This is a genomic window from Dactylosporangium thailandense, from assembly GCF_059739745.1.
In genome coordinates, this window is the sequence record NZ_AP029195.1 from 11,195,903 (window position 1) to 11,221,257 (window position 25,355).

The 25,355-nt window shown below is 72.4% G+C and carries 21 protein-coding genes; 4 read left to right on the forward strand and 17 right to left on the reverse strand.

The annotated features are described in order from the left end of the window. Positions 1–78: 78 nt before the first annotated feature. From AC6JBM_RS50225 to flgB, 10 genes are read right to left on the reverse strand one after another with little or no spacing between them, the layout of a single operon-like run. A complete protein-coding gene (locus tag AC6JBM_RS50225) occupies positions 79–2,400 on the reverse strand; it encodes a flagellar hook-length control protein FliK (protein WP_497980603.1) in 2,322 nt (773 codons plus the stop codon). Further along, the gene (locus AC6JBM_RS50230) at positions 2,397–3,491 is read right to left on the reverse strand and encodes a transglycosylase SLT domain-containing protein (RefSeq protein ID WP_497980604.1); all 1,095 of its coding nucleotides are present in this window, start codon (positions 3,489–3,491) and stop codon (positions 2,397–2,399) included. Before AC6JBM_RS50230 ends, AC6JBM_RS50225 begins: the two co-directional genes overlap by 4 nt. Further along, positions 3,488–3,919 (reverse strand): flagellar FliJ family protein, encoded by a 432-nt coding sequence (locus tag AC6JBM_RS50235; RefSeq protein ID WP_350626676.1) that lies wholly within the window; start codon positions 3,917–3,919, stop codon positions 3,488–3,490. The genes AC6JBM_RS50230 and AC6JBM_RS50235 overlap by 4 nt, the downstream gene beginning before the upstream one ends. Beyond that, entirely contained in the window at positions 3,919–5,235 is a 1,317-nt protein-coding gene (locus AC6JBM_RS50240) for a FliI/YscN family ATPase (RefSeq protein WP_497980605.1), read from the reverse strand. The genes AC6JBM_RS50235 and AC6JBM_RS50240 overlap by 1 nt, the downstream gene beginning before the upstream one ends. Next, the gene (locus AC6JBM_RS50245; protein WP_497980606.1) at positions 5,232–6,074 is read right to left on the reverse strand and encodes a FliH/SctL family protein; all 843 of its coding nucleotides are present in this window, start codon (positions 6,072–6,074) and stop codon (positions 5,232–5,234) included. Before AC6JBM_RS50245 ends, AC6JBM_RS50240 begins: the two co-directional genes overlap by 4 nt. Further along, positions 6,058–7,068, reverse strand: a complete 1,011-nt coding sequence (gene fliG / locus AC6JBM_RS50250) for a flagellar motor switch protein FliG (protein WP_350626681.1) — start codon at positions 7,066–7,068, stop codon at positions 6,058–6,060. The genes AC6JBM_RS50245 and fliG overlap by 17 nt, the downstream gene beginning before the upstream one ends. Positions 7,069–7,089: 21 nt before the next feature. Continuing rightward, on the reverse strand, positions 7,090–8,706 hold the full coding sequence (gene fliF, locus AC6JBM_RS50255; protein ID WP_497980607.1) for a flagellar basal-body MS-ring/collar protein FliF: 1,617 nt from the start codon (positions 8,704–8,706) through the stop codon (positions 7,090–7,092). Continuing rightward, positions 8,706–9,026 (reverse strand): flagellar hook-basal body complex protein FliE, encoded by a 321-nt coding sequence (gene fliE, locus AC6JBM_RS50260; protein ID WP_497980608.1) that lies wholly within the window; start codon positions 9,024–9,026, stop codon positions 8,706–8,708. Before fliE ends, fliF begins: the two co-directional genes overlap by 1 nt. Positions 9,027–9,028: 2 nt before the next feature. Next, on the reverse strand, positions 9,029–9,433 hold the full coding sequence (locus AC6JBM_RS50265) for a flagellar basal body rod protein FlgC (RefSeq protein ID WP_497980609.1): 405 nt from the start codon (positions 9,431–9,433) through the stop codon (positions 9,029–9,031). 5 nt (positions 9,434–9,438) lie between these two features. Beyond that, a complete protein-coding gene (gene flgB, locus AC6JBM_RS50270; RefSeq protein WP_497980610.1) occupies positions 9,439–9,816 on the reverse strand; it encodes a flagellar basal body rod protein FlgB in 378 nt (125 codons plus the stop codon). 215 nt (positions 9,817–10,031) lie between these two features. Here flgB and AC6JBM_RS50275 point away from each other — a divergent pair, with 215 nt between their 5' ends. Genes AC6JBM_RS50275 through AC6JBM_RS50290 form a run of 4 tightly spaced genes read left to right on the forward strand, consistent with a single transcriptional unit; the run spans position 10,032 to position 17,818 of the window. Continuing rightward, positions 10,032–12,227, forward strand: a complete 2,196-nt coding sequence (locus tag AC6JBM_RS50275) for an MMPL family transporter (protein WP_497980611.1) — start codon at positions 10,032–10,034, stop codon at positions 12,225–12,227. A 22-nt stretch (positions 12,228–12,249) separates the two neighbouring features. Next, positions 12,250–14,154 carry a glycosyltransferase gene (locus AC6JBM_RS50280; RefSeq protein ID WP_497980612.1) on the forward strand — a complete coding sequence of 635 codons (1,905 nt, stop codon included), beginning with the start codon at positions 12,250–12,252 and terminating at the stop codon, positions 14,152–14,154. After that, positions 14,151–15,755, forward strand: coding sequence for a glycosyltransferase family 32 protein (locus tag AC6JBM_RS50285; RefSeq protein WP_497980613.1), 1,605 nt, complete (start codon positions 14,151–14,153; stop codon positions 15,753–15,755). Before AC6JBM_RS50280 ends, AC6JBM_RS50285 begins: the two co-directional genes overlap by 4 nt. Positions 15,756–15,757: 2 nt before the next feature. Then, the gene (locus tag AC6JBM_RS50290; RefSeq protein ID WP_497980614.1) at positions 15,758–17,818 is read left to right on the forward strand and encodes a glycosyltransferase; all 2,061 of its coding nucleotides are present in this window, start codon (positions 15,758–15,760) and stop codon (positions 17,816–17,818) included. A 141-nt stretch (positions 17,819–17,959) separates the two neighbouring features. On the opposite strand, the gene AC6JBM_RS50295 is transcribed toward AC6JBM_RS50290, so the two are convergent. The 7 genes from AC6JBM_RS50295 to AC6JBM_RS50325 form a co-directional block, all read right to left on the reverse strand. Beyond that, a complete protein-coding gene (locus AC6JBM_RS50295; RefSeq protein ID WP_497980615.1) occupies positions 17,960–20,128 on the reverse strand; it encodes a glycosyltransferase in 2,169 nt (722 codons plus the stop codon). 65 nt (positions 20,129–20,193) lie between these two features. Then, positions 20,194–20,535: a hypothetical protein gene (locus AC6JBM_RS50300; RefSeq protein WP_350626701.1), complete on the reverse strand. Its 342-nt coding sequence runs from the start codon at positions 20,533–20,535 to the stop codon at positions 20,194–20,196. Beyond that, positions 20,532–20,918, reverse strand: a complete 387-nt coding sequence (fliS, locus tag AC6JBM_RS50305) for a flagellar export chaperone FliS (RefSeq protein WP_350626703.1) — start codon at positions 20,916–20,918, stop codon at positions 20,532–20,534. Before fliS ends, AC6JBM_RS50300 begins: the two co-directional genes overlap by 4 nt. A 25-nt stretch (positions 20,919–20,943) precedes the next feature. Continuing rightward, on the reverse strand, positions 20,944–22,311 hold the full coding sequence (gene fliD, locus AC6JBM_RS50310; RefSeq protein ID WP_497980616.1) for a flagellar filament capping protein FliD: 1,368 nt from the start codon (positions 22,309–22,311) through the stop codon (positions 20,944–20,946). Between the two features lie 66 nt (positions 22,312–22,377). Continuing rightward, complete coding sequence (locus tag AC6JBM_RS50315) at positions 22,378–23,235, reverse strand: flagellin N-terminal helical domain-containing protein (RefSeq protein ID WP_497980617.1); 858 nt, start codon at positions 23,233–23,235, stop codon at positions 22,378–22,380. Positions 23,236–23,460: 225 nt separating this feature from the next. Beyond that, complete coding sequence (locus AC6JBM_RS50320; protein ID WP_497980618.1) at positions 23,461–24,321, reverse strand: flagellin N-terminal helical domain-containing protein; 861 nt, start codon at positions 24,319–24,321, stop codon at positions 23,461–23,463. A gap of 158 nt (positions 24,322–24,479) precedes the next feature. Continuing rightward, positions 24,480–25,337, reverse strand: coding sequence for a flagellin N-terminal helical domain-containing protein (locus tag AC6JBM_RS50325; protein ID WP_497980619.1), 858 nt, complete (start codon positions 25,335–25,337; stop codon positions 24,480–24,482). Positions 25,338–25,355: the final 18 nt, after the last annotated feature.

Consider the following 25,355-nt stretch of genomic DNA (forward strand, 5'->3'; position numbering starts at 1 on the left):
GGTGGTGGCCGGGCCGCGGTGCGGGCGGGTCCGTCTTGCTGCTGACCTGTCGGCCTGCCGGCCGGCGTTCGGGCCGGTTCAGAGGCGGACGTCGAGTCCGTCCATGGGCTCGGCCGGTGTGGGCTCCGCGCCCGTTTCGACGCGTTCGGGCGCTCGTTGTTGAGATCGTCCCTCCGGGTGCCGACCTGAGAAATGTTGCGACTCGTTGCCCGCGAAGGAGGATTGCTGGTTCAGTTCGAGTGCGCACTGGGCGAACCCGGCCGAGCTGAGGTCCTGCCGCAGCTGGGGGAGCGCCGCCTGCAGCGCGGCCTGGCCGGTCTCGCGATCGGCGCGCAGGTGCACCGAGATCGACCCGTCGCGCACCTCGGCGACGATGCTCACGGGGCCGAGCTCCTCGGGGTCGAGCCGTACCGTCATCCGGTGCACCCCGTCGGGCCCCTTGCGCAGCGGCGAGAGCACACTCACGAGCTGCGGCGCGACGCTCGACCACGCGGCCTGGCCCCCGAGCAGCCCACTGCCGTCCACGGCGGTGCCGCCGACGCCCCCGATGACCGCCGCGAACGTGTTGCCGCCCGCCGCGACCCCGGTGACCGCGCGGCCGTTGCCGGCCGTCTGCGAACCGCTCCCGCCGGTGCCGCCGCTCATGCCGTGCCCGACCCCGCCGCCGCCGACGCTGACACCGGCGGGGACGGCCAGGCCGGTCGCGCCGAGGCTGGGTACGAGGCCGGCGGTGCCCGTGTCCGCGGCCGGCGCGCCGTCATCCGGCTTCGCGGGGCTCTCGGTCCTGGGCGCGGCCGCGGTGGTGACGATCCCGTTCACCCAGCTGAAGCCCGGGTCGGGCGCCGGCAACGTGGTGTTCGCGGGTGGCGCGGCGGGAGTGCCCGGCGTCATGGGGCTGAGGCCGGGGTTCGGATGTTGCGTGGTGCCGGTCGTCGCGATCGGCGCGGGCTGGTTGCCGGTGGGCGCAAAACCGGTGGGCACAAAACCGGCATCGGCGACCGGGGCAGAAGCGACCGGAGCAGAAGCGGCCGGAGCAGAAGCGGCCGGCGCGGAAGCAACCGGGGCGGAAGCGGCCGGGGCAGAGGTGGTGACTGGGGGAGACGCGGCGGCTGGGGGAGACGTGGCGGCCGGGGCTGCGGTGGTGACCGGGGCGGCCGCGACGGGAACCGGGATGGCAGCAGAGGGTGCGGGTGCCCCCGCGATGATGGGGGCCGTATTCGGAAGCGGGGCGGGGTCGAGCGGGCCAGTTGCCGTGGGGATCCCGGGCCGCGACTGAGTGGCTGGGGCCGCGGTGGCCTGTGCCGTGGTGGCCTGTGCGGTCGTGGCCTGTGCCGTCGTGGCCTGTGCCGCGGCGGCCTGTGCCGTGGTGGCGATGACCTCGGCGGCCACGAGCCCGTTGCCGTCGCGCAGGACGGCCTCGCCCACCACGACGCCCGGCTCGGGGGACCGGGCCGTGACGACCCAGCTCGCCTTGGCCGGAGTCGAGGCGACTGCGGTCGGGGTCGAGACGGATGGCGCGGCCGTGGTGGGGGCTGAACCAGCGCTCGGACCAGAAGAGGCGGCCGGCGGCGGGGCCGAGGTCGCGGTCGGCAGCGCGGGCGCAGTCAGCGTCGCAGGCGGAGTCGCAGCCGGGGTCGACGTCTGGGTCGCGTTCGCGGTCGTGGGCAAAGCGGTCGTGGGCAAAGCGGGTGTGGGCAAAGCGGTCGTGGGAAGAGTCGCGGCCGCAGGAGGAGTCGCGGTCGCGGGCAAAGGCGCGGCCGCAACAGGAGTCGCGGGCGGGCGGGACACGGCCGGTTGGGCGGGGAGGGCGACTTCGGGCGTGGCCGGGAGCACGACCACCGGCGCGGTGACGATCGTGGTCGGCCGCGTGCCCATGGCCGCCGCCGCCAGCTTGGACTCCAGATCCGCCGCGAGGGCGGCGCGGACGGCGGCCGGAGCGTTCGGCGCTGTCGTGACGACCGGGACTGCGGTCGGCGGCGGAGCCGGAGTCGAAGCCGGGACCGGGACCGCACCGGGCAGGGGTGTGCTGCGGGAGATCTCGGGCTGCGGCTGCCGGGCGACCACCAGGACCCCGGCGATGCGCATGGCCGCGTCCAGGACCGCCGCCTCCTGGGCCGCGGTGATGTCCGGGACCGCAAGGGGCGGCTGGTTCTGGTCCTGGTCGGGTGCCGTGCGCGCCATGGCGTTCGGCGGGAGGTTCACCAAGGCCGGGTCCACCGCGGGAGCCACCGCCGAGCGGAGCTGGTCGCGGGTGAACCGTGGGCGCACCACCAGAGCCTCGGCGGTCTTGGCGGCCTCCAGCGCGGCCGCGAAGGTCTCGTCCAGTGTGGACGGTCCACCCAGGAACGACGGCAGCCCCGTGTCCGTGGTCTTCGTCGTGGCCGAAGCGGCGGGAATCATGCCAGGAGACCTCCGTCCGAAGTGGACTCCGCGGACATCAGGGAAGCGAGGGACGGCGACGCGCCGGCGCCCAGCGACAGGGCGGCCAGCGTCGACGGGGTGAGCGTCGTCGACTCCGTCAGGGGGCCGATCGCGCGGGCCGACAGCTGGGCCAGGGCCGCCTTCACCTTCGGGACGTAGGCCTGGGTCTCGGCGAAGGGCGGAATGCCGCCGTACTTGCTCACCGCGCTCCCGCCCGCGTTGTACGCGGCCAGCGCCAGGTCCACGCTGCCGAACTGCTTGAGATGCGACGACAGCAGCCGGGCCGCGCCGTCCACGGCCTGGGCCGGGTCCAGCGCGTTCACGCCCAGGCCGCGCGCGGTGCCGGGCATGATCTGCATCAGGCCCTGCGCGCCCGCGCGGCTCACGGCGCTCGGGTTGTAGCCCGACTCCACCTTCGCGACCGCGGCCAGCAGGGCGGGGGAGACGCCGTAGCGGGCGCCGGAGGACTGGAAGAGGCCGGCGTACGGTACCGACTCCGGCAGTTGCGTCGAAGAGAGGGCCGCCGGGCGGATCGCGGGCGTGGTCGCGCTCGCGGCCGGGATGATGCGCCGGATCGCCGTCGGGGTGCCGGTCACCTTCTCGGTCTGCACGACGGTGCCGGTGTGCGGGGCCACGACCATGGTGCCGTTGCCCGCGTAGATGGCGATGTGGTTCACCGGGCGCCCGAACGCGAGCAGGTCGCCGGGGCGGGCCTGGGCCAGCGAGGACACCGCGGTGCCGAAGCTGGCCTGGTCCTTGGCGGTGCGGGGGAGCTTGATGCCGACGTCGGCGTAGGCGCGCTGGACCAGGCCGGAGCAGTCCAGGCCGCTCTCGGGGGTGTTGCCGCCGAACTTGTACGGCGTCCCGGCATACCGCTGCGCCGCCTCGACGACCTGGTTGCCGGTGATCGCCGTGGTGCGGCCGAGCGCGGGCACGGCCGTCGACGCGGTGTCCACCTGGGACTGCAGCGCGTCCTTGAACGACGAGCCGGCGTCCAGGGCGGTGGGGCGGTGCAGGCCGAGCATCGAGCGGATCTCGGCGACGCGGGACTGGGCCTCGAGCACGGTCACTGCCGGTCCTCCTTGTAGGAGCTCGACGTCGTGAGGTCGTCGACCGCCTTCTCCTCCGCGGCCGCCTCGGTGCGCTTGCGCGTGAGGTCGTGGCGCTCCTGGAGCTTCTCAATCGTGCGGCGCTGGACGGCGGCGTCGGTGAGCTCGCGCATGCGCTCCTCGACGGTCTCGTCGGCGAGCCGGCTCAGGCCGATCGCGGCGGCCAGCTCGCCGGCGAGGGCCTGGCGGGCGGTCAGCGTCGCCGCGTACGCCGCGGCCGTCGCGGCGTTGGGCACCGCCCGGCCGTCGAGGTCGCGCTCGCGGGAGCGGACGCGCTGGACGGCGTCGGCGGCGTCGGCTCGTGCGCGTACGACCGCCGCTTTTGCCATGTCTTCCTGGGCCTTGCGGGCGCGCAGCACGGCGCCCAGCCGGAATCCGCTCTTGGCCATCAGCCACCTGCCAGGAGTTCGTCGAGCAGCTGCCACGCCCGGGGCGCCGGGGTGGTGTCCTCCATGTCCTGCCGGAGGAAGTCGTTGATGCGGGGCCACAGCTCGCGGGCCCGGTCGGCATCGGGGTTGGTGCCGGCCTGGTACGCCCCGATCTCCACCAGCTCCCGCACGTCCCGGTGCGCGGCCAGCATCCGGCGCAGCGCGGTCGCCGCGGCCCGCTGCTCGCGGGTCGTCACCGCGTTCGCGACCCGGGAGACGGACTCGAGCACGTCGATGCTGGGGAAGTGCCCGGACGTGGCCAGGCGCCGGTCGAGCGTGATGTGGCCGTCGAGGATCGAGCGCGCCGAGTCCGCGATCGGCTCGTTGTGGTCGTCGCCCTCGACGAGCACGGTGTAGAGGCCGGTGATGCTGCCCACCGGGGCCGGTCCGGCCCGCTCCAGCAGCCGGGGGAGCAGCGCGAAGACGCTCGGCGGATACCCGCGGGTGGCCGGCGGCTCGCCCGCCGACAGCCCGACCTCGCGCTGGGCCATGGCCGTGCGGGTGAGCGAGTCCATGAGCAGCAGCACGTCCTGGCCGCCGTCGCGGAAGTACTCGGCGATGCGCGTGGCCACGAACCCGGCCCGCAGCCGCACCAGCGGCGGCTGGTCCGAGGTGGCGATGACCACGACCGAGCGGGCCAGGCCCTCGGGGCCGAGGTCGTTCTCGATGAACTCGCGCACCTCGCGCCCGCGCTCGCCGACCAGCCCGATGACGGAGATTTCGGCGTCGGTACCGCGGGTGATCATCGACATCAGCGAGCTCTTGCCGACGCCGGAGCCCGCGAAGATGCCCATCCGCTGCCCCCGCCCGCACGGCACGAGCGTGTCGAGCGCGCGCACGCCGAGCGAGAGGGGCTCCAGCACGCGCCCGCGCTCGAGCGCGATCGGGGCGTCGTTCTCCACCGAGACGTGCTCGAGGCCGACCAGCGCCGGGCCGTTGTCCATCGGGCGGCCGAGGCCGTCGAGGATGCGCCCGCGCAGCTGGGGCCCGACGGGGATCTGCAGCGGCGCGCCCGTGCTGCTGACCGGGCTCCCGGTGCCGATGCCGGCGAGCGGGCCGAGGGGCAGGCAGGCGAGCCGGTCGCCGTTGAGCGAGACGACCTCGGCCGGCACGACGGCACCGCGCTGCGGGTCGCCGATCTCGACGAGGTCGCCGACGCTGCCCTCGACCCCGGCCACGGTGACCGACAGGCCGACGATCGACACCACCCGCCCGGTGACGCGCGGGTGGGCGGCTTGTGCGGCGGCCAGGAGCCGTTGTTGTAGCGCGGATGTCACTGCTGCAGGACCTCCCGGACCCGGTCGAGCGCGGGGCCCAGCCGGGCGTCGACGGTCGTGGCGTCGCACAGCGCGATCGCGTCGCCGGAGCGCAGGCCCGGATCGTCCACGAGCGTCACCGTGCGGCCGTCCATGACCAGTTCCGTCTCGCCAATCGTCATCAAGTCGGCCGGGTTGAGCCGTACGGTCACCGGACTTGCCGAGGGCGCGAGCGCGAGCGCTCGGGCCAGCGCGTCCCGGCCCGGCTCGGTCGCGGTGCGCAGCTCCCGGGTCAGCACCGCCTCGGCGATCGCGAACGCCGTCGCCACGATCTGCTCCTCGATGTCGTGCGCGGCCGGCACCGCCCGGCCCTCCAGGGCCATGGCCGCCTGCCCGAGCCCGAGCAGGGCCCGCTCGATCCGCTGCCGCTGCGCCTCGGCGGTCTGCGCCGCCTGCTGGGCGACGACGGCCGCGGTCCGCGTCGCCTCCTCGCGGGCCTCGCGCAGCCCCTGCGCCCAGCCGGCCGCGTACCCGGTCGCCTCCGCCTCGCCCCGCCACCGCGCGAGCAGCTCCGGCGGGATCGTCTCGCGCTCGCGCAGGTCCACGTCGAAGCGGGCCGAGGGGGCCGAGCCGGCGCGACCGTCGCGCAGGACGCTCTCGCCGAAGCGGACCGTCGGCGGCTCCTCCGGCGGCGGGAACGCCCGCGTCGCCGGGGTCACCGGCGGGGGCGGGGGCGGCGGGAAGGCCGGCCGCGGGGTGCCCGCGGGCTTGCGCTCCGGCGGCGGGAACGCCAGCGGGTAGTCGTCCCGGGGCCCGGCCGGCGGGATCTCGGCCGGGGCGAAGTCAGCCGACGAACTCATCGTCATCGCCCCTGCTGATCACGATCTGGCCGGACTCCTCGAGCGTGCGGATGGCCTGGACGATCTTGGCCTGCGACTCCTCGACCTGGCGCAGCCGCACCGGGCCGAGCATCTCGATCTCGTCGGCCAGGTTCTCCGCGGCGCGCTCGGAGAGGTTCTTCATGACCTTCTGGCGCACCTCCTCGCGCACGCCCTTGAGCGCGGTCGCGAGGTCGTTGGTCTCCACCTGCCGCAGCACCAGCTGGATCGAGCGGTCGTCGAGGGACACGATGTCCTCGAACATGAACATCTTCGAGCGGATCTCCTCGGCCAGCTCCGGGTTGCGCCCGGCGAGGCCCTCCAGGATCAGCCGCTCGGTGGCCCGGTCGGTCCGGTTGATGATCTCGACCAGCGGCTCCAGGCCGCCGACGTTCGACAGGTCGTTGGGCTGCAGCACCGAGGACATCTTGCGCTCCAGCGTCGACTCGACCTGGCGGATGATGTCCGGCGACGTGCGGTCCATGACGGCGATGCGGTGCGCGACGTCGGCCTGCAGCTCCGGCGCCAGGCCCGACAGGATCTGCGAGGCCTGCGTCGCGGTCATGTGCGCGAGGACGAGCGCGATCGTCTGCGGGTGCTCGTCCTGCAGGAACGACAGCAGCTGCCGCGGGTCGGCCTGGCCGAGGAAGCCGAACGGCACGTCCATGAACACGGTGTTGAGCCGGCCCACGATCTCGCCGGCCCGCTCCCGGCCCAGCGAGGCCTCGAGCAGGTCGCGGGCGAAGTCCATGCCGCCCTGGCCCACGTACTTGTGCCCGGTCGCCATGTCGTGGAACTCCTCGAGCACCACGTTGGCGACGTCCGCCTCGACCTGGCCCAGCCGCACGATCTCGGCGGTGAGCTCCTCCACCTCCGCCTCACGGAGGTGCGCCATGATCTTGGCGGCCTCGTCCTTGCCCATCTGCACGAGCAGGATGGCGGCCTTGCGCAGCCCCGTCATCTCACCCGTGACCATTGATCACCCTCAGCATGGTCGTCATCCGCGCCGGTCCGCGAGCCAGCCGCGCAGCAGCTGCGCGACCTCGTCGGGCTGCTTCTCCACCATCGTCGTGAGGTCGCGGAAGCGGCCGTCGCGGTCGAACTCGTCGCCCGGCGCGCCCCCGCCCTCCAGGGCCGCCGCCCCGCCCGGGCCGCCGCCGCCCTCGAGCGCCAGCTTGGCGCGGGCCGCCTCGATGGCGGCCTGCATCTCCTCGAGCGCGGCGTTCTGCTCCTCGGTGAGCTTCTGCTTCTCCGCCTTCTTGCGCTTGCGCTGGGCCAGGGCCGCGATGATGAGCAGGATCAGCAGCGCGAGCACGATCGCGCCCATCTGGATGTACTGCTGCATCACCTGCGCCTGCTGCCCCTTGGCCGCCTCCTTGGCCGCGTTCTGCTCGGCGGTGGCCGCGGAGGTGTCGAACGCCATCGAGGAGACCGCGATCTGGTCGCCGCGGGCCGGGTCCAGCCCCACCGCGGAGGAGACCAGCTGCTGCAGCTGGGCCAGGTCGACCTTCGCGACCGCGCTGTCGACGATCACCGCGATGCCGAGCTTGTCCACCCGCCCGGGCGCGCTCTTCGTCGTCTCGGTGACCATCCCGACCGCGTTGTTGCGGGTCTCGGTGGTCTGCTGGTACTGCCCGTCCCCGCCGGCCCCCGTCCCGTTCGGCACCTGGATGTTGTCCGGCCCCAGCACCCCGCCGACCGGCACCCCGTTGCCGCCCGAGTACTGCTCGGACTTCTTCTGCTCCGACAGCGGCGGCACGGCCGGGTCGGCGACGTACTTCTGCGTCTTGGTCTCGGTGTTGTCGTAGTTCAGCGCGGCGGTGACGTTCACGGCCGAGTGCCCGGGCCCGACGACGGTGTCGAGCATCGTCTGCACGGCCGTGCGCAGCCGCTGCTCGTAGGCCGACGTGGCCGCGCCCCCGCCGTCCCCGCCGGAGCCGCCGCTGGAGTCGGACGTGGACAGCACCTTGCCGCCGGCGCTGACGACCGTCACCGCGCCCGGTTCGAGCCCCTCCACGCTGGAGGACACCAGGTGCACGATCGACGTGACCTGGTCGCCCGTGAGCGACTGGTTGCCCGTGTTCACCAGCACGGAGGCGGTCGGGGCCTGCTGGTCGTCGGTGAACACGTCCTTCTCGGGGATGGCCAGGTGCACCGACGCCGAGTTCACGTTCTTGATCGAGCCGATGGTCTTGGCGAGCTCGCCTTCCAGGGCGCGGCGGTACGTCACCTGCTGCATGAACTCGCTGGTCATGATGCCCTGCTTGTCCAGCAGCGCGTACCCGGCGTCGCCCTGGGCGGGCAGCCCGGCCCCGCTCATCTCGATCCGCAGCGCGTACACCTGGTCGGCGGGCACGTTGATGGTGCCGCCGCCGTCGGAGAGGGAGTACGTGACCCCGTCCGCGTTGAGCTTGTCCACGATGGCGCTCGCGTCCGCGGACGCCAGGTTCGAGAACAGCGGGGCCATGGCCGGCTTGCCGGACCAGCTCGCGAAGAAGTAGCCGCCGATCGCGAGCGCCAGAACGGCGAAGATCGTGACGGCCTTCTGCCCGGGGCTGAACGACTTCCAGCCGTCCAGCCCCCGCCGGCCGAGCACGGTGAGCCGGTCACGCATCAGGCCTGCATCCTCATGATCTCGTTGAAGGCGTCAAGGGCCTTGTTGCGCACCGCGACCGTCAGGCTCGTGGCGAGGCTGGCCTGGGTCGCGGCGATGATGTAGTCGTGCACGTCGGTGAGCCGGCCCGTGGCCGCCTCGACGGCGAGGTTGTCGGCGGTGTTCTGCACGTCCTGCAGCTTCTGCAGGCCCTGCGCGACCATGTTGCCGAACTGCGTCCCGGCCGCCGGGTCCGCCGAGGACCCGGACGTGTCGGTGGCGTTCATGGCGGAGGAGAGCGGCGAGATGGCGCCGAGCGGCTGGATCGCGTCGATGCTCATGCTCAGCCCTTACCGACCTGGATCGCGGCCTGGTACTGGTCCTTGGCGCGGTCGACGACGGTCAGGTTCGCCTGGTACGCGCGCTGCGCCATGATCAGCTGGGTCATCTGGCTGCCGAGGTCGATGTCGGGGTACTTGACGTAGCCCTCCCGGTCGGCGAGCGGGTTGTCCGGCTCGTACACCAGCCGCCCCTTCGGATCGCCGAGCGCCGTGCCCGCGACCCGGACGCCGCCCTCGCCGTCGCCGTAGCGGACCGCCTGCGCCTGCACGTAGCGGGCGCGGAACGCCTGTCCGCTCGTCGGCACGGCGTCGTTGATGTTCGCGATGTTGTCCGACACCGCGTCGAGCCACTTGCGGTACACGGTCACGCCCGTGCCGGCGATGCCGATCGCGCCGAAGATGGTCATCGCGATCAGCCCCGGATGGCCGTGCGCAGGAGCCCGAACTTGTCGTCGGTCGCGCGCAGCATGGTCTGGTACCGCAGCCCGGTGTCGATGTTCGACAGGACCTCGTGGTCGAGGTTCACGTTGTTGCCGTCCTCGCGGGTGGGCTCCAGCGACCGCGCCGTCGTGATGCTCGCGTCCGTCGGGTCGCCCGCCTCCACGGCCATGCGCAGGGCGTCCTCGAACTCGACGCGGCCGGCGAGGAAGCCGGGCGTGTTGATGTTGGCGATGTTGTCGGCGATCACCCGTTGCCGCTTGGCGAGCCCCGTCAGGGCTCCGTGCAGGGCGACCTGCGTGGTGTCCTCGAGCACGAAAATCGGACCCCCGTCGGTGTGTCGCCAGTCCATTGGCCAAGGGGTGAGCCATCCTTGCTCACTGGAGGCATCGGCCCGGTCCCGGCCATGTTGAGGCAGAACGGTGCTTTCTTCGGTTGCCGCTCGGTTGCAGACCGGTGGCACCGTGCGGCCCCTGATACTCAGGGGAACCCCCGGTTCGTGGATCCGGGTGCGGGCCGGGTGCAGCCCGGATGTCCGCGGCACGGCCGATCCATAGCGTCATCGGCGTGGAGAAGAGACCAGTAACGGTTCGCATCGCGCGCTGGAGTGCCGAGCACCCGTGGCGCGCCATCGCCCTCTGGGTCGCGTTCGTCGCCGTCTGCTTCGTCGGCGGGAACATGGCCGGCACCGTCGAGGCCACCAACCGCGACCAGGCCATCGGCGAGTCCGGCCGGGCCGGCGTCATCGTCGACGACGGGCACTTCGACAACCCGGCCGCCGAGAGCGTCCTCATCACCGCGCGCACCGGCGCGCTCGACCACGACGCGGCGATGGCCGCGGCCGCCGACGTCAAGACCGCCATGCAGGCGCTGCCGGACGTCGCCGAGGTCGCCGACCCGCTGCCCGCCCGCGACCAGAGCGCCGTGCTCGTCCGGGTGACCCTGAAGGGCGACCCCGACACCGCTTCGGACCGGCTCGCCCCGCTCACCGCGGCCACCGCCGACGTCCAGCGCCGCCACCCGGACCTGCGGGTCGAGGAGACCGGCGGCCCGTCCATCTCCAAGGCCATGGACGACACGCTCGGGCAGGACTTCAAGCGCGCGGAGTACCTCAGCCTCCCCGTCACCTTCGCCATCCTCATCGTGGCCTTCGGCGCGCTCATCGCGGCCGGCATCCCGGTGCTGCTCGCGCTCTCCTCGGTCGCGGCCGCCCTCGGGCTGTCCACGCTCGCCTCGCACCTCGTCCCGTCGACCGACACCACCTCGAGCGTCATCCTGCTCATCGGCATGGCCGTCGGCGTCGACTACTCGCTGTTCTACCTGCGCCGCGAGCGCGAGGAGCGGGCCAAGGGCCGGGCCCACCTCGACGCCGTCGAGATCGCCGCGGAGACCTCCGGGCACGCCGTCGTCGTCTCCGGCATCGCCGTGACGATCGCCATGGCCGGGCTCTTCCTCGCCGGCGACGTCGTGTTCTCGTCCCTCGCGCTCGGCTCGATCCTCGTCGTGCTCGTCGCCGTGCTCGGCTCCCTCACCGTCCTGCCGGCCCTGCTGGCCAAGCTCGGCCGCTGGATCGACCGGCCCCGCGTCCCGCTCCTGTGGCGGCTCACCAAGCCCCGCACCGACGAGCGCGGATCCCGGGTGTGGTCGGCGATCCTGCGGCCCGCGCTGCGCCGCCCGGCCGCGACCCTCGCGATCTCGGTGCTCGCCCTGCTGGCCCTCGCCGCCCCGGCGCTGAGCATGCGGCTCACCTTCCCCGGCATGGAGGACCTGCCCCGGACCACGCCGGCGATGCAGGCGTACGACCGCCTCGTGAAGGCGTTCCCGAGCAACGGCACGGTGCACGAGGTCGCGGTGCGGGTCCCCGCCGGACAGCTCGACGCCACCAGGTCGGCCCTGACCCAGCTCGCCCAGAAGGCGGCCGCCGACCCGCTGTTCGCGCCCCTGGAGCAGGAGCCGCAGGTCCAGGTGTCCAAGGACGGGCGCATCGCCGTGCTCGACGTCGCCACCCCGTTCGAGGGCCGCTCCGACCAGGCCAAGGAGTCGCTCACCCGGCTGCGCACCCAGCTGGTGCCGCAGACCCTCGGCGCGGTGCCGGGCGCGGAGATCGCCGTCGGCGGGTTCGTCGCGGCCGACGTCGACTACGCCGCGCACATCAAGCACAAGCTGCCGCTCGTCGTCGGCTTCGTGCTCGTCCTGACCTTCATCGTCATGGCGTTCACGTTCCGCTCGGTCGTCGTGGCCCTCACGTCCATCGCGCTGAACATGCTGTCGGCGGCGGCGTCGTACGGCCTCGTCGTGCTCATCTTCCAGGGCACCTGGGCCGAGGGCATCCTCGGCTTCAAGTCCATGGACGCCGTCGTGTCCTGGCTGCCGCTGTTCCTCTTCGTCGTCCTCTTCGGCCTGTCGATGGACTACCACGTCTTCGTCGTCAGCCGGATCCGCGAGGCGGTCCGCCGGGGCCTGCCCACCCGCGAGGCGGTCGCCCAGGGCATCTCCGGCTCGGCCGGCGTGGTCACCAGCGCCGCCGTGGTGATGGTGGCCGTGTTCGCCATCTTCGCCACCCTGAGCACGATCGACATGAAGCAGCTCGGCGTCGGCCTGGCCGCGGCGATCCTGCTCGACGCGACCATCATCCGCGCGGTCGTCCTGCCCGCGGTGATGACGCTGCTGGGCAACGCGAACTGGTGGGCGCCGAGGTTCATGCGGCCGCGGATCAAGCCCCAGCACGCCGCCGGGGAGCCGAAGGTTTTCCTAAAGGTGTGAATCGGGTGCCGATGGGGCCGGTGTGCGGAACAACACACGCCGGCCCTGTGCGGCCGTCATCCTTCCCTCGCGCGACTCGATCGCGTATCGGCGCTGCGCCACGCTGGCCCGGCAGGTGGCGGCCCGCGGCTGGGACGTGCTGGCCATCGAGCCGACCCGTGCCCAGGGGACCGCGACCCTCCGGGAGACCGGGCTGGAGCAGGGGGTCAGGCAGTACACCCTGGAAATCCCCGGCCCCGAACCCTTCTTCGGCGACACCCCGTCGGAGCGGCTCCTGGCCGAGCTCCTCGCCGGCCGCGACGTCGACGTGGTGCACGTCCACCTCGCCGGCGACCTCGCCGACGCCGCCCTGCTCGAGCGCTCCTGGCTGCTGGGGCTGCCCCTCGTGGTCAGCGTCCACGCCGGGTGGCAGCCGCCGCCGAGCGAGGCCGCCCAGGTCTTCCTCACCGACCAGTTCACCCGCGCCGACCTCGTCTGCGTCGCCGACCACCGCGGCCTGCTCGCCGACTGGCTCGACCCCGGCAGCCCCGTGCTCGACCACTCCAGCCCCGGCGCCGGCAAGGGGTGGGCCGACGTGTACCGCGAGCTCGCCGGCGACCTCGAACCACCCAGGACCGACCTGACCCTCGGCGTCATCGTCACCACCTACCAGCGCCCCGCCGCCCTGCACGACTGCCTCGCCGCCCTGTGCGAGCAGACCCTGCCCCGCGAGCGCTTCCACGTCGTGGTCGTCGACGACGGCTCCGCCGAGTCCGCCGAGCTGGTCGTGCTGCCCTTCCTCGACCGGCTCGACCTGACCTTCATCCGGCTCGACCAGAACACCGGACCCGGCGAGGCCCGCAACGTCGGCATAGAGGCGAGCCACGCCGACATCCTGTTCTTCCTCGACGACGACGACGAACCCGCGCCCCGGTGCCTCGCCGAACACCTGCGCACGTACGTCGAGCACGGCAACGACGTCGACGCGGTGCTCGGCTGGACCGGCCCCACCGCCGACCGGGCCTGCACCGTCGAGGCCTGGCTCGCCTTCCGGGGCACCGTGTACCGCAGCCACGACGGCCTGCGCCACTACGGCATCGGCGACTGGCACCAGTTCTGGGGCGGCCGCTCCAGCATCCGCCGCTCGGTGCTCGGCGACGCTCGCTTCGAGGTGCCCTTCGCCGAGGACGCCGACCTCGCCTACCGGCTCTCCCGCAAGGCCCGCGGCCTGCGCGTCGTGCACAACCGGCACGCGGTGCAGCGGGTGCGGATCGGCCTCGACCCGGTGTCGCTCATGCGCCGGGCCGGCCGCGTCGGGCAGGCCCGGGCCCACCTCGCCGAGCGGCACCCGGACCTGCGCACGCACCCGGCGTACCGCGGCACCACCTATGAGGCGACCACCCGCAAGGTCGGCCGGCGCACCGACGCCCGCCTGCGCCTCATGACCACCGACCGGCCGTCCACCGTCGAGGAGCTGCGCCGCGCGCACGACCCGCACGGCAAGGGCACCCTGCTCGACCGCATGCACCAGGACCTGGTGACGGTCAGCTCCATCGAGGCGAGCCTCGGCTGGCTGCTCGTCACCCGCCGCACCGCCGCCCGCGAGGAGGGCCGCCCGCTGCGCATCGGCATCAGCGCCCTCTCGCCGCTGCTCGACGAGGTCGCCGCGGAGCTCGCACGGACGCCGTCGGGCGCGGCGACGCTCGTCGTCGGGGTGCCGCCCGGGCTCACCATCACCGCCGCCGACATCGACGTGCCCTGCGACTACGAGATGCTGGCCGGCGACGGCGCCGACGACCTGTGGCGCGCCTGCGACCTCGTCGCCTCGTTCGCCCCCGTCGACGGCCACGACCCGGCCCGCCACGCCCTGCCGCTGCCGCGCGGCGAGCTCGCCGAGACCCTGCGGCGCCTGCTGAACATCCGCGACCTGGTGGGGAGTTTCCGATGACCGCGGTGCTCGAACGACTGCTCGTCCCGCGGGTCTTCCACCGCATCAAGCTCGACGGCCCGCTGAGCGAGCGCGAGCGCGAGTTCGGCGAGAGCTGGCTGCGCCACCACCCCGGCTGGGAGCTGAAGCTCTGGACCGGCGCCGGCCTGCCGCCGCTGACCAACCAGGCGCTCTTCGACGCGGCGCCGCCCGGGCAGAAGGAGGACATCCTCCGGTACGAGCTGCTGCTCGCCCACGGCGGCGTGTTCCTCGGCACCGACCTGGAGTGCCTGCGCAACATCGAGCCGCTGCTCGGCGGCCTCGACGTGTTCTGCGCGCGGGAGGACGGCTTCCGCCTCGCCGACGGCGTGCTCGGCGCCGCGCCCGGGCACCCGCTCATCGCCGCCGTCGTGGCCGCGCTGCCGAACTCGGTCGCCTGGCGCCCCGGCAGGCCCCGCGACGAGCAGACCGGCGCGGAACTGCTCACCCGGGTCGTGGCCGAGCAGGACGGCCTCGGCCGCGTGACGCCCGCGGTCTTCGGGTCGGAGGTCTTCTACCCGTACCACTGGACCGAACCCCCGCGCGAGGGCGCGACGTTCCCGTCGGCCTACGCGGTGTGCCACTGGCTGTCGGCGTTCCCCGCGGACGCCCCGGCGCTCCCGGCTCCCGTCGCGGAGGCGCCGGCGCCCGCCGCCCCGGCGAAGTCCTCGCCGGTCGAGCGGATCGTCGTCGACGTCGACCCGGACCTCGTGGAGCCGGCCGCCGTCGTGCTGGCCGCCGCGATGGAGCTGGCCATGGCCACGCCCGGCATGGAGCTGGCGCTCGTCGTCAAGGGCGTGCCGCAGGTGACCGAGGCGGTCGGCGACGCGATGGCCGGGCTCATGCGGCAGCTGGCCGGGGGCCGCGACGTGCCCGACGTCGTGGTCTACGGCGAGCCCGAGGGCGAGGGCCTGGCCGCCCGCGCCCGGCTCGCGATGAGCGACGACCCGGCCCGCAACGCGCGCACGCTGCTGTCGCTGCGGACGCCTTCCCACGGGATGCGCGGCACCTACATCGGCAACGGCCGGATGCTGGTCGAAGCGGCGTACGGCGCGACGCTCCTGGTCCCGTCCGACGACTACGGCGTCATGCCGCCGCTGGTGACCCGGGGCGCGATCGAGCCGCAGCTGACCGACTTCCTCGCCTCGGAGCTCAAGCCCGGCCAGACCTTCGTCGACGTCGGCGCCGGCATCGGGTACTTCACCGTCCTGGCCGCCCAGCGCGTCGGCGGTACCGGCAAGGTCATCGCGTTCGAGGCCGACGCGGCCACGGCCGCCGTCCTGCGCGACAACCTCGCCGCCAACCGGCTCACCGAGCACGACGTGGAGGTGCTCGCCGATCCCGCGCGGCTCGACGACGTGGCCGTCGACATCTTGAAGATCAACCTCGATGGCGGCTCGTACCACGCCTTCACGGGCCTGACGGACCTCATCCGCCGACGTCAGATCCGCCGGATCGTGTTCACGCCCGGCGAGGACCGCGAGCGCCTCGGCGGCCTGCTCACGACGATCCGCGACGAGTGCGGGGGCCGCTTCTCGACCCTCGGCCCCGCGGGCCGCCCGTTCACCGTCATCGACCTGTAGACATGGGACTCCGGCTCAAGCACACGGACCCGTCCCTGGCCGGCGGCCTGCGCCCCGACCTGCCGGCGGCGGTGACGGCGGCCCGGGGCCGGGAGTTCGCGGCTCGCCGCTCGATGCCGTCCGCGGTCGCGGCCTCCCCGGCCGTGGTGCCCTTCTCGTCGCCGGGCCCGCTGCGGCTGTGCTACCTGGCCCCGCGTACCGACGTCGGGGGCGGCGCCCGCGTGCTGTTCGAGCACGCGAACCGCCTGTCGGCCCGGGGCCACGAGGTCACCGTCCTGAGCCACTTCCCGCGGCCGGACTGGTTCGACCTGCGGGCCGCGTTCACGCAGGTGCCGTTCGGGGTGGAGCTGACCGCCGCGGTGCCCGCCTGCGATGTGATCGTGTGCGGGTACTGGGACCAGGTCCTGGCCGCGCGGTCGCTCGGCTCGGCCCCGGTGGTCCACTTCGAGCAGGGCGACTTCCACCTGTTCGAGGACATCGACCCGGCGACGCGTCAGGTCGCGCTGCGCAACCTGGCGTCCGCCGACGCGACGATCACGGTGAGCGGGACGGTGGCCTCGGTGCTGCGGTCGCGGTACGGCGTCGCGGCCGGGGTGGTGCACAACGCGGTGGATCGCGCGGTGTTCACGCCGTCGGGCCCGCCCGCGACCGCGGACCGCCCGTACCTGCTCTTCGTAGGCTGGGACGGCAACGCGTTCAAGGGCATGGACGAGATGCGCCGCGTCTTTCGGGCTCTCTCGTCCTCGGTCGACCTGGTGTGGGTCTCGCCGCGGCCGCCGCTGGAGGCGCTGGGGCGTGTCGTGGTCTCCCCGTCGCAGGAGGTCTTGGGCGCCCTGTTCCGCGGCGCGGCGGCGTACGTGTGCTGCTCGCGCTACGAGTCGTTCTCGCTGCCCTGCCTGGAGGCGATGGCGTCGGGCACTCCCGTGGTGGCGACTCGGAACACCGGCGTGCTGGAGTACGCGCGCGACGGGGTGAACGCCCTGCTGGCCGACGTGGGCGACGTGCCGGCGCTGACCGCCCAGATCCGCCGTGTGCTGGACGAGCCCGGGCTGTCGGCGCGCTTGCGCGCGGGCGGCCTGACGACGGCGGCCGGCTACTCGTGGGACGTGATCACGGAGCGCCTGGAGGACGCGTACCGCACCGCGGCGGCCTCGTGGTCGCCCCCGATCGCGCGCGGCGACTGGGTTTTCGACCTGGCGGGGTTGCGGTTCGCCGCCGCGGACGCGGAGGCTCGGCTGCGCGCGCACGCGGCGGCGACGACGGCGGGGACGCTGGCGGTTCCGGTGTCGTTTCCCGCGTTCGAGGGCCATCGAGCGGTGCGCTGGCGCGTGGTCGCCCGCCGCCTTCCCGGTTCGCCCACCCCGTCCGGCACGGCCTCGGTCACGGCGCCCAGCGGCGGCGCCGGCGCTGGTGTTGACGGCGGCGCCGGCGTTAGCGGCGGTGGCGGCGGCGGTGGCGCCCTGGGCGTGTCCAGCGCCCGCCGCAGCGGCGGCCCGGGCGCGTCGGCGGCCAGCCCAGGCACCGCCCCGGGCGAATCCCGCAACGGCCCCGGCCCCGACGCTGGCCCCGGCCCCGACGCTGGCCCCGGCCCCGGCAATGGCCTCGGCGCCGGCATTGGCACCGGCTTGAGTGTGCCCGGCGCCGGCTCCGGTGTGGTGCGCGCCTACCTCCCCGCGGAGGCCGACGCCCCGCCGCCCGACCTCCCGTACGCCCGCGCCCTCCAGGACTTCGCCGCCGGCCGCATCGAGGCCGCGCTCGACGGCTTCCTCGCCGTCTTCCAGCGCCCCGGCGCCCGGGCCGCCGCCGGCCGCTGGGTCGTCCTGTCGCTGCTCGAACTCGGGCGCGACGTCGAGGCGGCCGAGCTCGTCTCCGGCGCGGTGCGGGAGTTCGCCGACCACAGCGACTACCACTACCTGCAGGCGATGGTCGGGCGGCTGACGGGGCGGCGGGTGGATCGGGACGCGTACGTGACGGCGATCGCGATGCTCGGGCCGGCCACGCACCACGACGAGTGGTTCGAGGACCCGGCCGCGCTCATCCGGCGAAGCCTCGGAGCAGGGTAGGAGAGCGGGGCAGGGGCAAGAGTAGGAGTCGAAACGGGGCAGACGCGGTGTCGGTTGCGCGTCCTCTTTCAAAACCTATTTTACCCGACGCCGCAAAATTGACCTTGGGGCGAACTCCGCTGCGTCGAACCCGCCGTCACCCTAAGCGTCCGCCAGCTCGATGCTCGCGGAAACCCGTGGGGCCAGGATTCGGATCTCCTCCAGCACACCAGCCGAAAGCTCGTCCGGCACCGACGTCAAGGCCTCGTTCAGCAAAGGTAGCGCGGCCTCGTCGTGGAACATCTCCAAGGCGATCGCGGCGGCCAGCGTGCGCTCGCGCGGGGTACGGCGCTCGTCCGCCGACAGGGCCAGCAGCGTGCACTGGTCCGGGAAGCCGTGCTGGCGCAGCCGCGCCGACCACTCCATCGCGCGGATCAGCGGCACCCGCCGTCCCACGCGCGCGGCCAGGGTGAGCAGCGTCGGCTCGCCGGGGTACCGGCGCCACAGCGCCTCCAGCAGCTCGTCGGCCGCCTCCGGGGGAGCCTCGGCGATCGTGAACAGCAGGCCGCGCCGGTTCTCGTTCGGGACCAGCTCCGCCACCTCGGCCAGGCTGCCGTCCGCGGCGCCCAGGACCTGCGCCATCCGGGCCACCGGGATCGGGACGTGGCCCTCCTTGAGGGCCTGGCGCAGGTGGTACGCGGCCTCCTGGTGGCGGTCCAGCCGGCTCAGCGCGTCGATGTGCAGGCCGGCGAAGCGGCCGCGGCCGACGCCGTACAGCAGGTCGTTCGCGCCGGACTCGGGCAGCTCGGCGATGATCTCCAGGGTGCGCTCGTAGTCGCCCTCGGCGAAGCGGAGCTTGACCTCGTGCTCGCCGACCGTGAACGCGGTGTTCGCGATCTTGCGCAGCTCGTCGATCGTCTCGTTCGCCTCGGCCAGGCGGCCCACGGTGATGTACGCGTCGGCCAGGATCTTCAGGAACAGCACCTTGTGCGTGTGCTCCTGGGCCTCCTCCAGGCCGCGACGGGCCGTGGCGATGCACTCCTCGAGGTGGCCCGAGCCGAGCTGGGAGCGGGCCAGGTTGCCGACCGCGGTCAGGCCGCTCACGTCCTCGGCGGCCAGCGTGGCCAGGCGCAGGTTGCGCTCCGCCTTGTTCTTGAGCGTGCCGCGCAGCCGCGTGTACCCCGAATGGTCCAGCACCAGGTCGGGCAGTAGCGAGCCCTGCAGCGAGCGGCCGGTGATGCGGTCCATGACCTGCTCGTGCAGGCGGCCGTAGATGCGGCCGCGGGCCCGGCGGAACATGCGCGGGAAGTAGATGGTGCTCGAGCCGGAGCCGCCCTCATGGCCCTCATGGTTCTCGATGGTCGCGAAAAAGGCGCCGTTTTCGCTGTACCGCAACGAGTCCCGCACGATCCGCGCGTTGCCCGTGAACGTCTCGTCGGCGTCGACCCACAGCACCCAGCGGCCCGAGCAGTGCGTGAGGCAGCGGCTGCGGGCGTCGCCGAAGTGGTCGTTCCAGAAGCCCTCGACGACCTTCGCGCCGTACTCCCGCGCGATCTCCATGCTCCGGTCCGTCGACCCGGTGTCGTAGACGACGATCTCGTCGGCGAGCTCGCGCAGCGCGGCGAGGCAGCGCGCCAGCACGTCCTCCTCGTCCTTGACGATCAGGCTCGCGGTGAGCAGCGGGGCGTCGTCGGCCGGGTCGGGCTGGCGCAGGCCGCAGGAGGACGAGCCGACGTGGGCCACGAGCGCGGCGTGCGCGACCACGATGCGGCCCTGGGCGCTCAGCTCGTCGTACGGCAGGTCGATGCTCGGCCCCCCGGCGATCATGAGCGCGTCGCGGCGGATCGCCACGCACACCGGGCCGAGGCGGTCGACGTCCGTGAACTCGTCGCGGTGCTGCTGGCGCCATTCGCGCGCGTACGCCTTGAAGGCCGCGGCGCTGGCCATCGCCGTCTCCGGCGGGTCGGCCTGCTGCGGGCCGTAGCTGTGCTGCACGCGCGGGCCGGCCGCGACCACGGACGGGTCGCCGAAGGCGTCCAGCACCGGGTCCAGCCAGTGCGCGGAGAGCACGACGTCGCCGTCGAGGAAGACCACGATCGGGTGCCGGGTGGCCTCGAGCCCGTCGCTCCAGGGCAGCGCGCCGGTCGAGTCCACGACCCGCAGCCACGTCTGCCCGCGCAGCTCGGCGCGCAGTTCCGGGCGGTCGGCGGGCATCACGCACACGACCTCGTCGCGCATGCCGAGGGTGGGGCGCAGCGACTCGAGGCAGGCGTGGAAGTCGTCGGGGCTGCCGCCGGCGGCGATGATGACGGACACCGGAATGTGACTCATGCTGCCCGTATCGGCGTCTTCGGGCGCTTTCCAAGAGTTTTCGGGTTGCAACGCGTCCCGAAGACTCAAGTGCGGTTGTCCAGGTACACCGGGGGAGGCGCACCCATGCCGCCCTCGCGCTGCATCCGGTTCACCAGCCGCGACTGCTGCCGGTTGCCGGCGATCGCGATGGACAGCTCCCGGGACAGGTCGAGCTGCCGCTGCACGAGCAGGCGGGCCCGGTCGGTCAGCTCCAGCGGCAGCGGCCCGATGCCCTCGGGCGGGGTGAACACCATCTGGGGCGGCAGCTCGCGATGGCGCAGGAGCTGCTCGACGGCGTCCGCCTCCAGCTCCATCGCGTCCAGGGCGGCGGCCCACGCCGCCGCCCAGCCGTCCGGCCCCGCACCCGATCCCGTCGCGGCCGTCATTGCCCGGCGGCGGCCACCTGCGCCGCCGCCTCCCGCCACGCGTCGCGCAGCTGCTCGGCGAAGCCCTGCACGGTCTCGATCCGCGCCGGGTCATTGGCGACGTTGGCCTGCACCAGCTCGTTGATCATGTAGCTGTAGAGCGAGGCGAGGCCGGGGCCGCCGCTCCACACCGAGGTGTCGAGCGTCGCCCGCAGCTCCATGAGGATCTCCTGGGCGTGGTACACCCGGCTCGAGCCCGTCGCCGTGTCGCCGGCGCCGAGGGCCTGACCGGCGATCATCAGGTCGAGCACGAGCCGGTCGTACAGCATCACCAGCAGCTGCGCCGGGGGAGCGGTGGCCACGCTGTCGGCCACGTACCGGTTGCGCAGGGCTTGTGTCGTCATTCAGTCTCCCGGGGACCTTCGGTGATCAGCCCAGCGAGGACAGCTGGCCGGCCAGCCAGCTCGACTGGTTCTTGAGCGAGCCCAGTGCGGTCTCCATCGCGGTGAACTGCTTCTGCAGCGTCTCCTGCCGCGCCTGCAGCCGGACGTCCCAGTCGCTGATGCGGTCGTTGAGGTCGGTGATGGCGCTGTTGCCGCTGGTGATCAGCTGGGAGAGCGTGCCGGTGTTGACCTGGGTGGCCTTGTCGGCCATCGCGGCCATCTTGTCGACGATGCCGTCCTTGCCGCCGGCGGCATTGGTGGTGGTGGCGTTGAAGTACGACTGCGTCTTGGCCGGGTCGGCGTTGATCGCCGAGGTGAACTTGGTCTTGTCGAACGTCAGCGTGCCGTCACGGGTCAGCTCGATGCCGACGTCCTTGAGGCTGCCCAGCGAGCCGGCGCCGCCGGAGACGGTCTGCAGGATCGAACTCGCGAGCTGCTGCATCGAGGAGTTGCCGGCCAGGGGCCCGCCGGGCACGCTGCCGCTCTGGTTCCTGGTCTGGGTCTTGATCTCGCTCAGCGCCGAGTTGGCCGCGTCGATCATCGCCTGGACCTTGGTGGCGATGCCGTCGGTGTCGCTGGAGACGTTGACCGTGACCGGGGGATCGGTGTCGGCCGTCTTGGCCTTGGCGGTGATCGTGAGGCCGTCCATGACGCCGCTGAACGTGTTCGAGGAGGAGGAGATGTCGAACGCGTTCGTGGTGCCGACGGTGAGGATCGCGTCGGAGCCCTCGGTCGCGGCCACGTCGGTGCCCAGGCCGTCGATGCCGTCGATGCTGAACGCGGACGCGGCGCCGGTCTGGGCCGAGGTGACCTGGAGGGTGTACTTGCCGGGGGCGGTCTGAATCGCGGTGGCCTTGACGCCGAGGTCGCTGGAGCCGTTGATCGCGTCGACCACGCCCTTGAGTGACGTGTCGGTGATCGGCAGGTTCTTGACCTCGCCGGTGGCCGTGTTCGTGATGCTGATGTTCGACGCGCTGGTGATGCTGTCGCTGGTCTGGGCCACCGAGCCCGAGCTGAAGATCCGCGACTCGGACGCGGCGAGCTGCTTGACCCGGAACGTCACCGAGCCGCTCTGGTTGCTGCCCGTGGCGCTCGAGGTCGCCAGCACGGAGGAGGAGCTGGAGGTGGCCGTCGCGGCCTTCCACGCGGTCGGGTCGGCGAGCGCCTTCGCCGCGGTCAGGAGCGAGCCCATCTTCGTGTTGATCGACTGGTACGAGCTCACGACCTGCTGCTGGACGGAGACCTTCTTCTTCAGCGCGGTCTGGGGCGCGGCCTCGACCTGCATCAGTGACGCGATGACGGATGAGGTCTGCATGCCCGAGACCAGGCCGTCGACGCTTCCGCCGGTGACCATGCGGTACCTCCTCGAGGAAGGCGAGCGGGGAGGAGAACGAGTCCCCTCCCCGGACGGTTTGGTGGATTACCGCAGCAGCGACAGCACGTTCTGGGGTGCCTGGTTGGCCTGGGCCAGCATGCTGGTGCCGGCCTGGGTCAGGATCTGCGAGCGGGTGAACGACACCATCTCCTGGGCCATGTCCGTGTCTCTGATGCGGGACTCGGACGCGGACAGGTTCTCGACGGCGACGTTGAGGTTGTTGATGGTGTGCTCGAAGCGGTTCTGGTATGCACCGAGGGTGGCGCGGGCGGTGGAGACGCCCTTGATCGCGGTGTCGATGGCGTCGATCGCCGTGGTGCCGGCGGTCGACAGGTCCAGCGACCCCACGCCGAGGCCGGCCGAGTCGAACCCGGTCACCGAGGTGATGCTGCCGAACGCGGCGGTGCCGAGGTCGACGGAGATCTGGTCGGAGGCCGAGCCGTTCGCGCCGACCTGGAACGTCCCGGTGAACGGGGCGGCCGCGTCGAGCAACTTCTGCCCGCCGAACGCGGTGGTGTTGGCGATGCGGTCCAGCTCCTGGTTCAGCTGCGAGAACTCGGTCTGCGCGGCGGCCCGCGCGTCGGAGTCCTGCGAGCCGGTGGAGGCGGCCTGCACCGACAGGTCACGCATGCGCTGCAGGATCGAGTGCGTCTCGGTTAGCGCGCCTTCAGCGGTCTGTACGACCGAGATGCCGTCCTGGGCGTTGCGCACGGCGACCTTCAGACCACCGATCTGCGAGCGCAGGCCCTCCGAGATCGACAGGCCGGCCGCGTCGTCCGCGGCCCGGTTGATCCGGTAGCCGGACGACAGCTTCTCCAGCGACTTGCTCATCTGGCTGTCGGTGACCGACAGGTTCCGGTACGCGTTCTGAGCGGCGATGTTGTTGTTGATCCGTAGACCCATGGCACTCCTCCCTGAGTCCTCAAACCGGCCTTCCGCGGCCTTGGTCGCGTCTTCTGACGGTCCCATCGGACCGCGCGGGCACCGGTTGAGAGGAAAGTTGCGGCCGGGTTGTCCTTACGGAGCAACGGTCGCTGCTGATGTGACACGGATGATGTGGCAGGGCACGGCGCCCTGGCTGGATGCCGTGCCCTGTCGGTGTCCTCGATCAGGTCAAGCCCTCAGGTCCTAGCGCAGCAGCGAGAGGACGTTCTGCGGCGCCTGGTTGGCCTGGGCCAGCATGCTGGTGCCGGCCTGGGTCAGGATCTGCGAGCGGGTGAACGACACCATCTCCTGAGCCATGTCGGTGTCACGGATCCGCGACTCCGACGCCGAAAGGTTCTCGACCGCGACGTTCAGGTTGTTGATGGTGTGCTCGAACCGGTTCTGGTACGCACCCAGGGTGGCCCGAGCGGTCGAAACACCCTTGATAGCGGTGTCGATCGCGTCGATCGCCGCGGTTCCGGCGGTCGTCAGGTCCAACGAGCCGACGCCGAGGCCGGCCGAGTCGAACCCGGTCAGCGAAGAGCTGCTGCCGAAGGCGGCGGTGCTCAGGTTGACCGCGATCTGGTCGGACGACGAACCGTTCGCACCGACCTGGAACGTGCCCGTGTAGGCACTACCACTGACGTCGAGCAGCTTCTGGCCGCCGAACGCCGTGGTGTTGGCGATGCGATCGAGTTCCTGGCCCAGCTGGGAGAACTCGGTCTGCGCCGCCGAGCGCGCATCGGAGTCCTGGGAACCAGTGCTGGAAGCCTGAACGGACAGGTCACGCATGCGCTGCAGGATCGAGTGCGTCTCGGTGAGCGCACCTTCAGCGGTCTGCACGACCGAGATGCCGTCCTGAGCGTTGCGAACCGCGACCTTCAGACCACCGATCTGGGACCGGAGACCCTCGCTGATGGAGAGGCCCGCGGCGTCGTCGGCCGCACGGTTGATCCGGTAACCCGACGACAGCTTCTCCAGCGACTTGCTCATCTGGCTGTCCGTCACCGACAGGTTCCGGTAAGCGTTCTGAGCAGCGATGTTGTTGTTAATGCGAAGACCCACGATCTTCCTCCTTGAGTCGGGTCAGGCCGGTCCATCCGTGGTCCGGTCGTTCATCACATCGGCTCGAACCCTTGCCACTGAAGGGTTTTGAGCAGCAGTTTTCTCGGAAAAAGCGCCGAGCCCGGCCCCTCGCGGGACCGGGCTCGGACGGTTGGCGACTAGCGCAGCAGGGACAGCACGTTCTGGGGTGCCTGGTTGGCCTGGGCCAGCATGCTGGTGCCGGCCTGGGTCAGGATCTGCGAGCGGGTGTACGACACCATCTCCTGGGCCATGTCGGTGTCGCGGATGCGCGACTCCGAGGCGGACAGGTTCTCGACGGCGACGTTGAGGTTGTTGATGGTGTGCTCGAAGCGGTTCTGGTACGCACCGAGGGTGGCGCGGGCGGTGGAGACGCCCTTGATCGCGGTGTCGATGGCGTCGATCGCGGCGGTGCCGGACGTGGTGAGGTCCAGCGAGGCCACGCCGAGGCCGGCCGAGTCGAACCCGGTCACGCCGGTGACGCTGCCGAACGCGGCGGTGCCGAGGTCGACGGCGATCTGGTCGGACGACGAGCCGTTCGCGCCGACCTGGAAGGTGCCGTTGTAGGCGCTGCTGCTGTCCAGCAGCTTCTGGCCGCCGAACGCCGTGGTCGAGGCGATGCGGTCCAGCTCCTGGCCCAGCTGCGAGAACTCGGTCTGCGCGGCGGCCCGGGCGTCGGAGTCCTGGGAACCGGTGGAGGAGGCCTGCACCGACAGGTCACGCATGCGCTGCAGGATCGAGTGCGTCTCGGTGAGCGCGCCTTCAGCGGTCTGTACGACGGAGATGCCGTCCTGGGCGTTGCGCACGGCAACCTTGAGGCCGCCGATCTGGGAGCGCAGGCCCTCGCTGATGGAGAGGCCGGCCGCGTCGTCCGCGGCCCGGTTGATCCGGTAGCCCGACGACAGCTTCTCCAGCGACTTGCTCATCTGGGTGTCGGTGACGGACAGGTTCCGGTACGCGTTCTGCGCGGCGATGTTGTTGTTGATCCGAAGACCCATGGCTACTCCTCCGTGAAT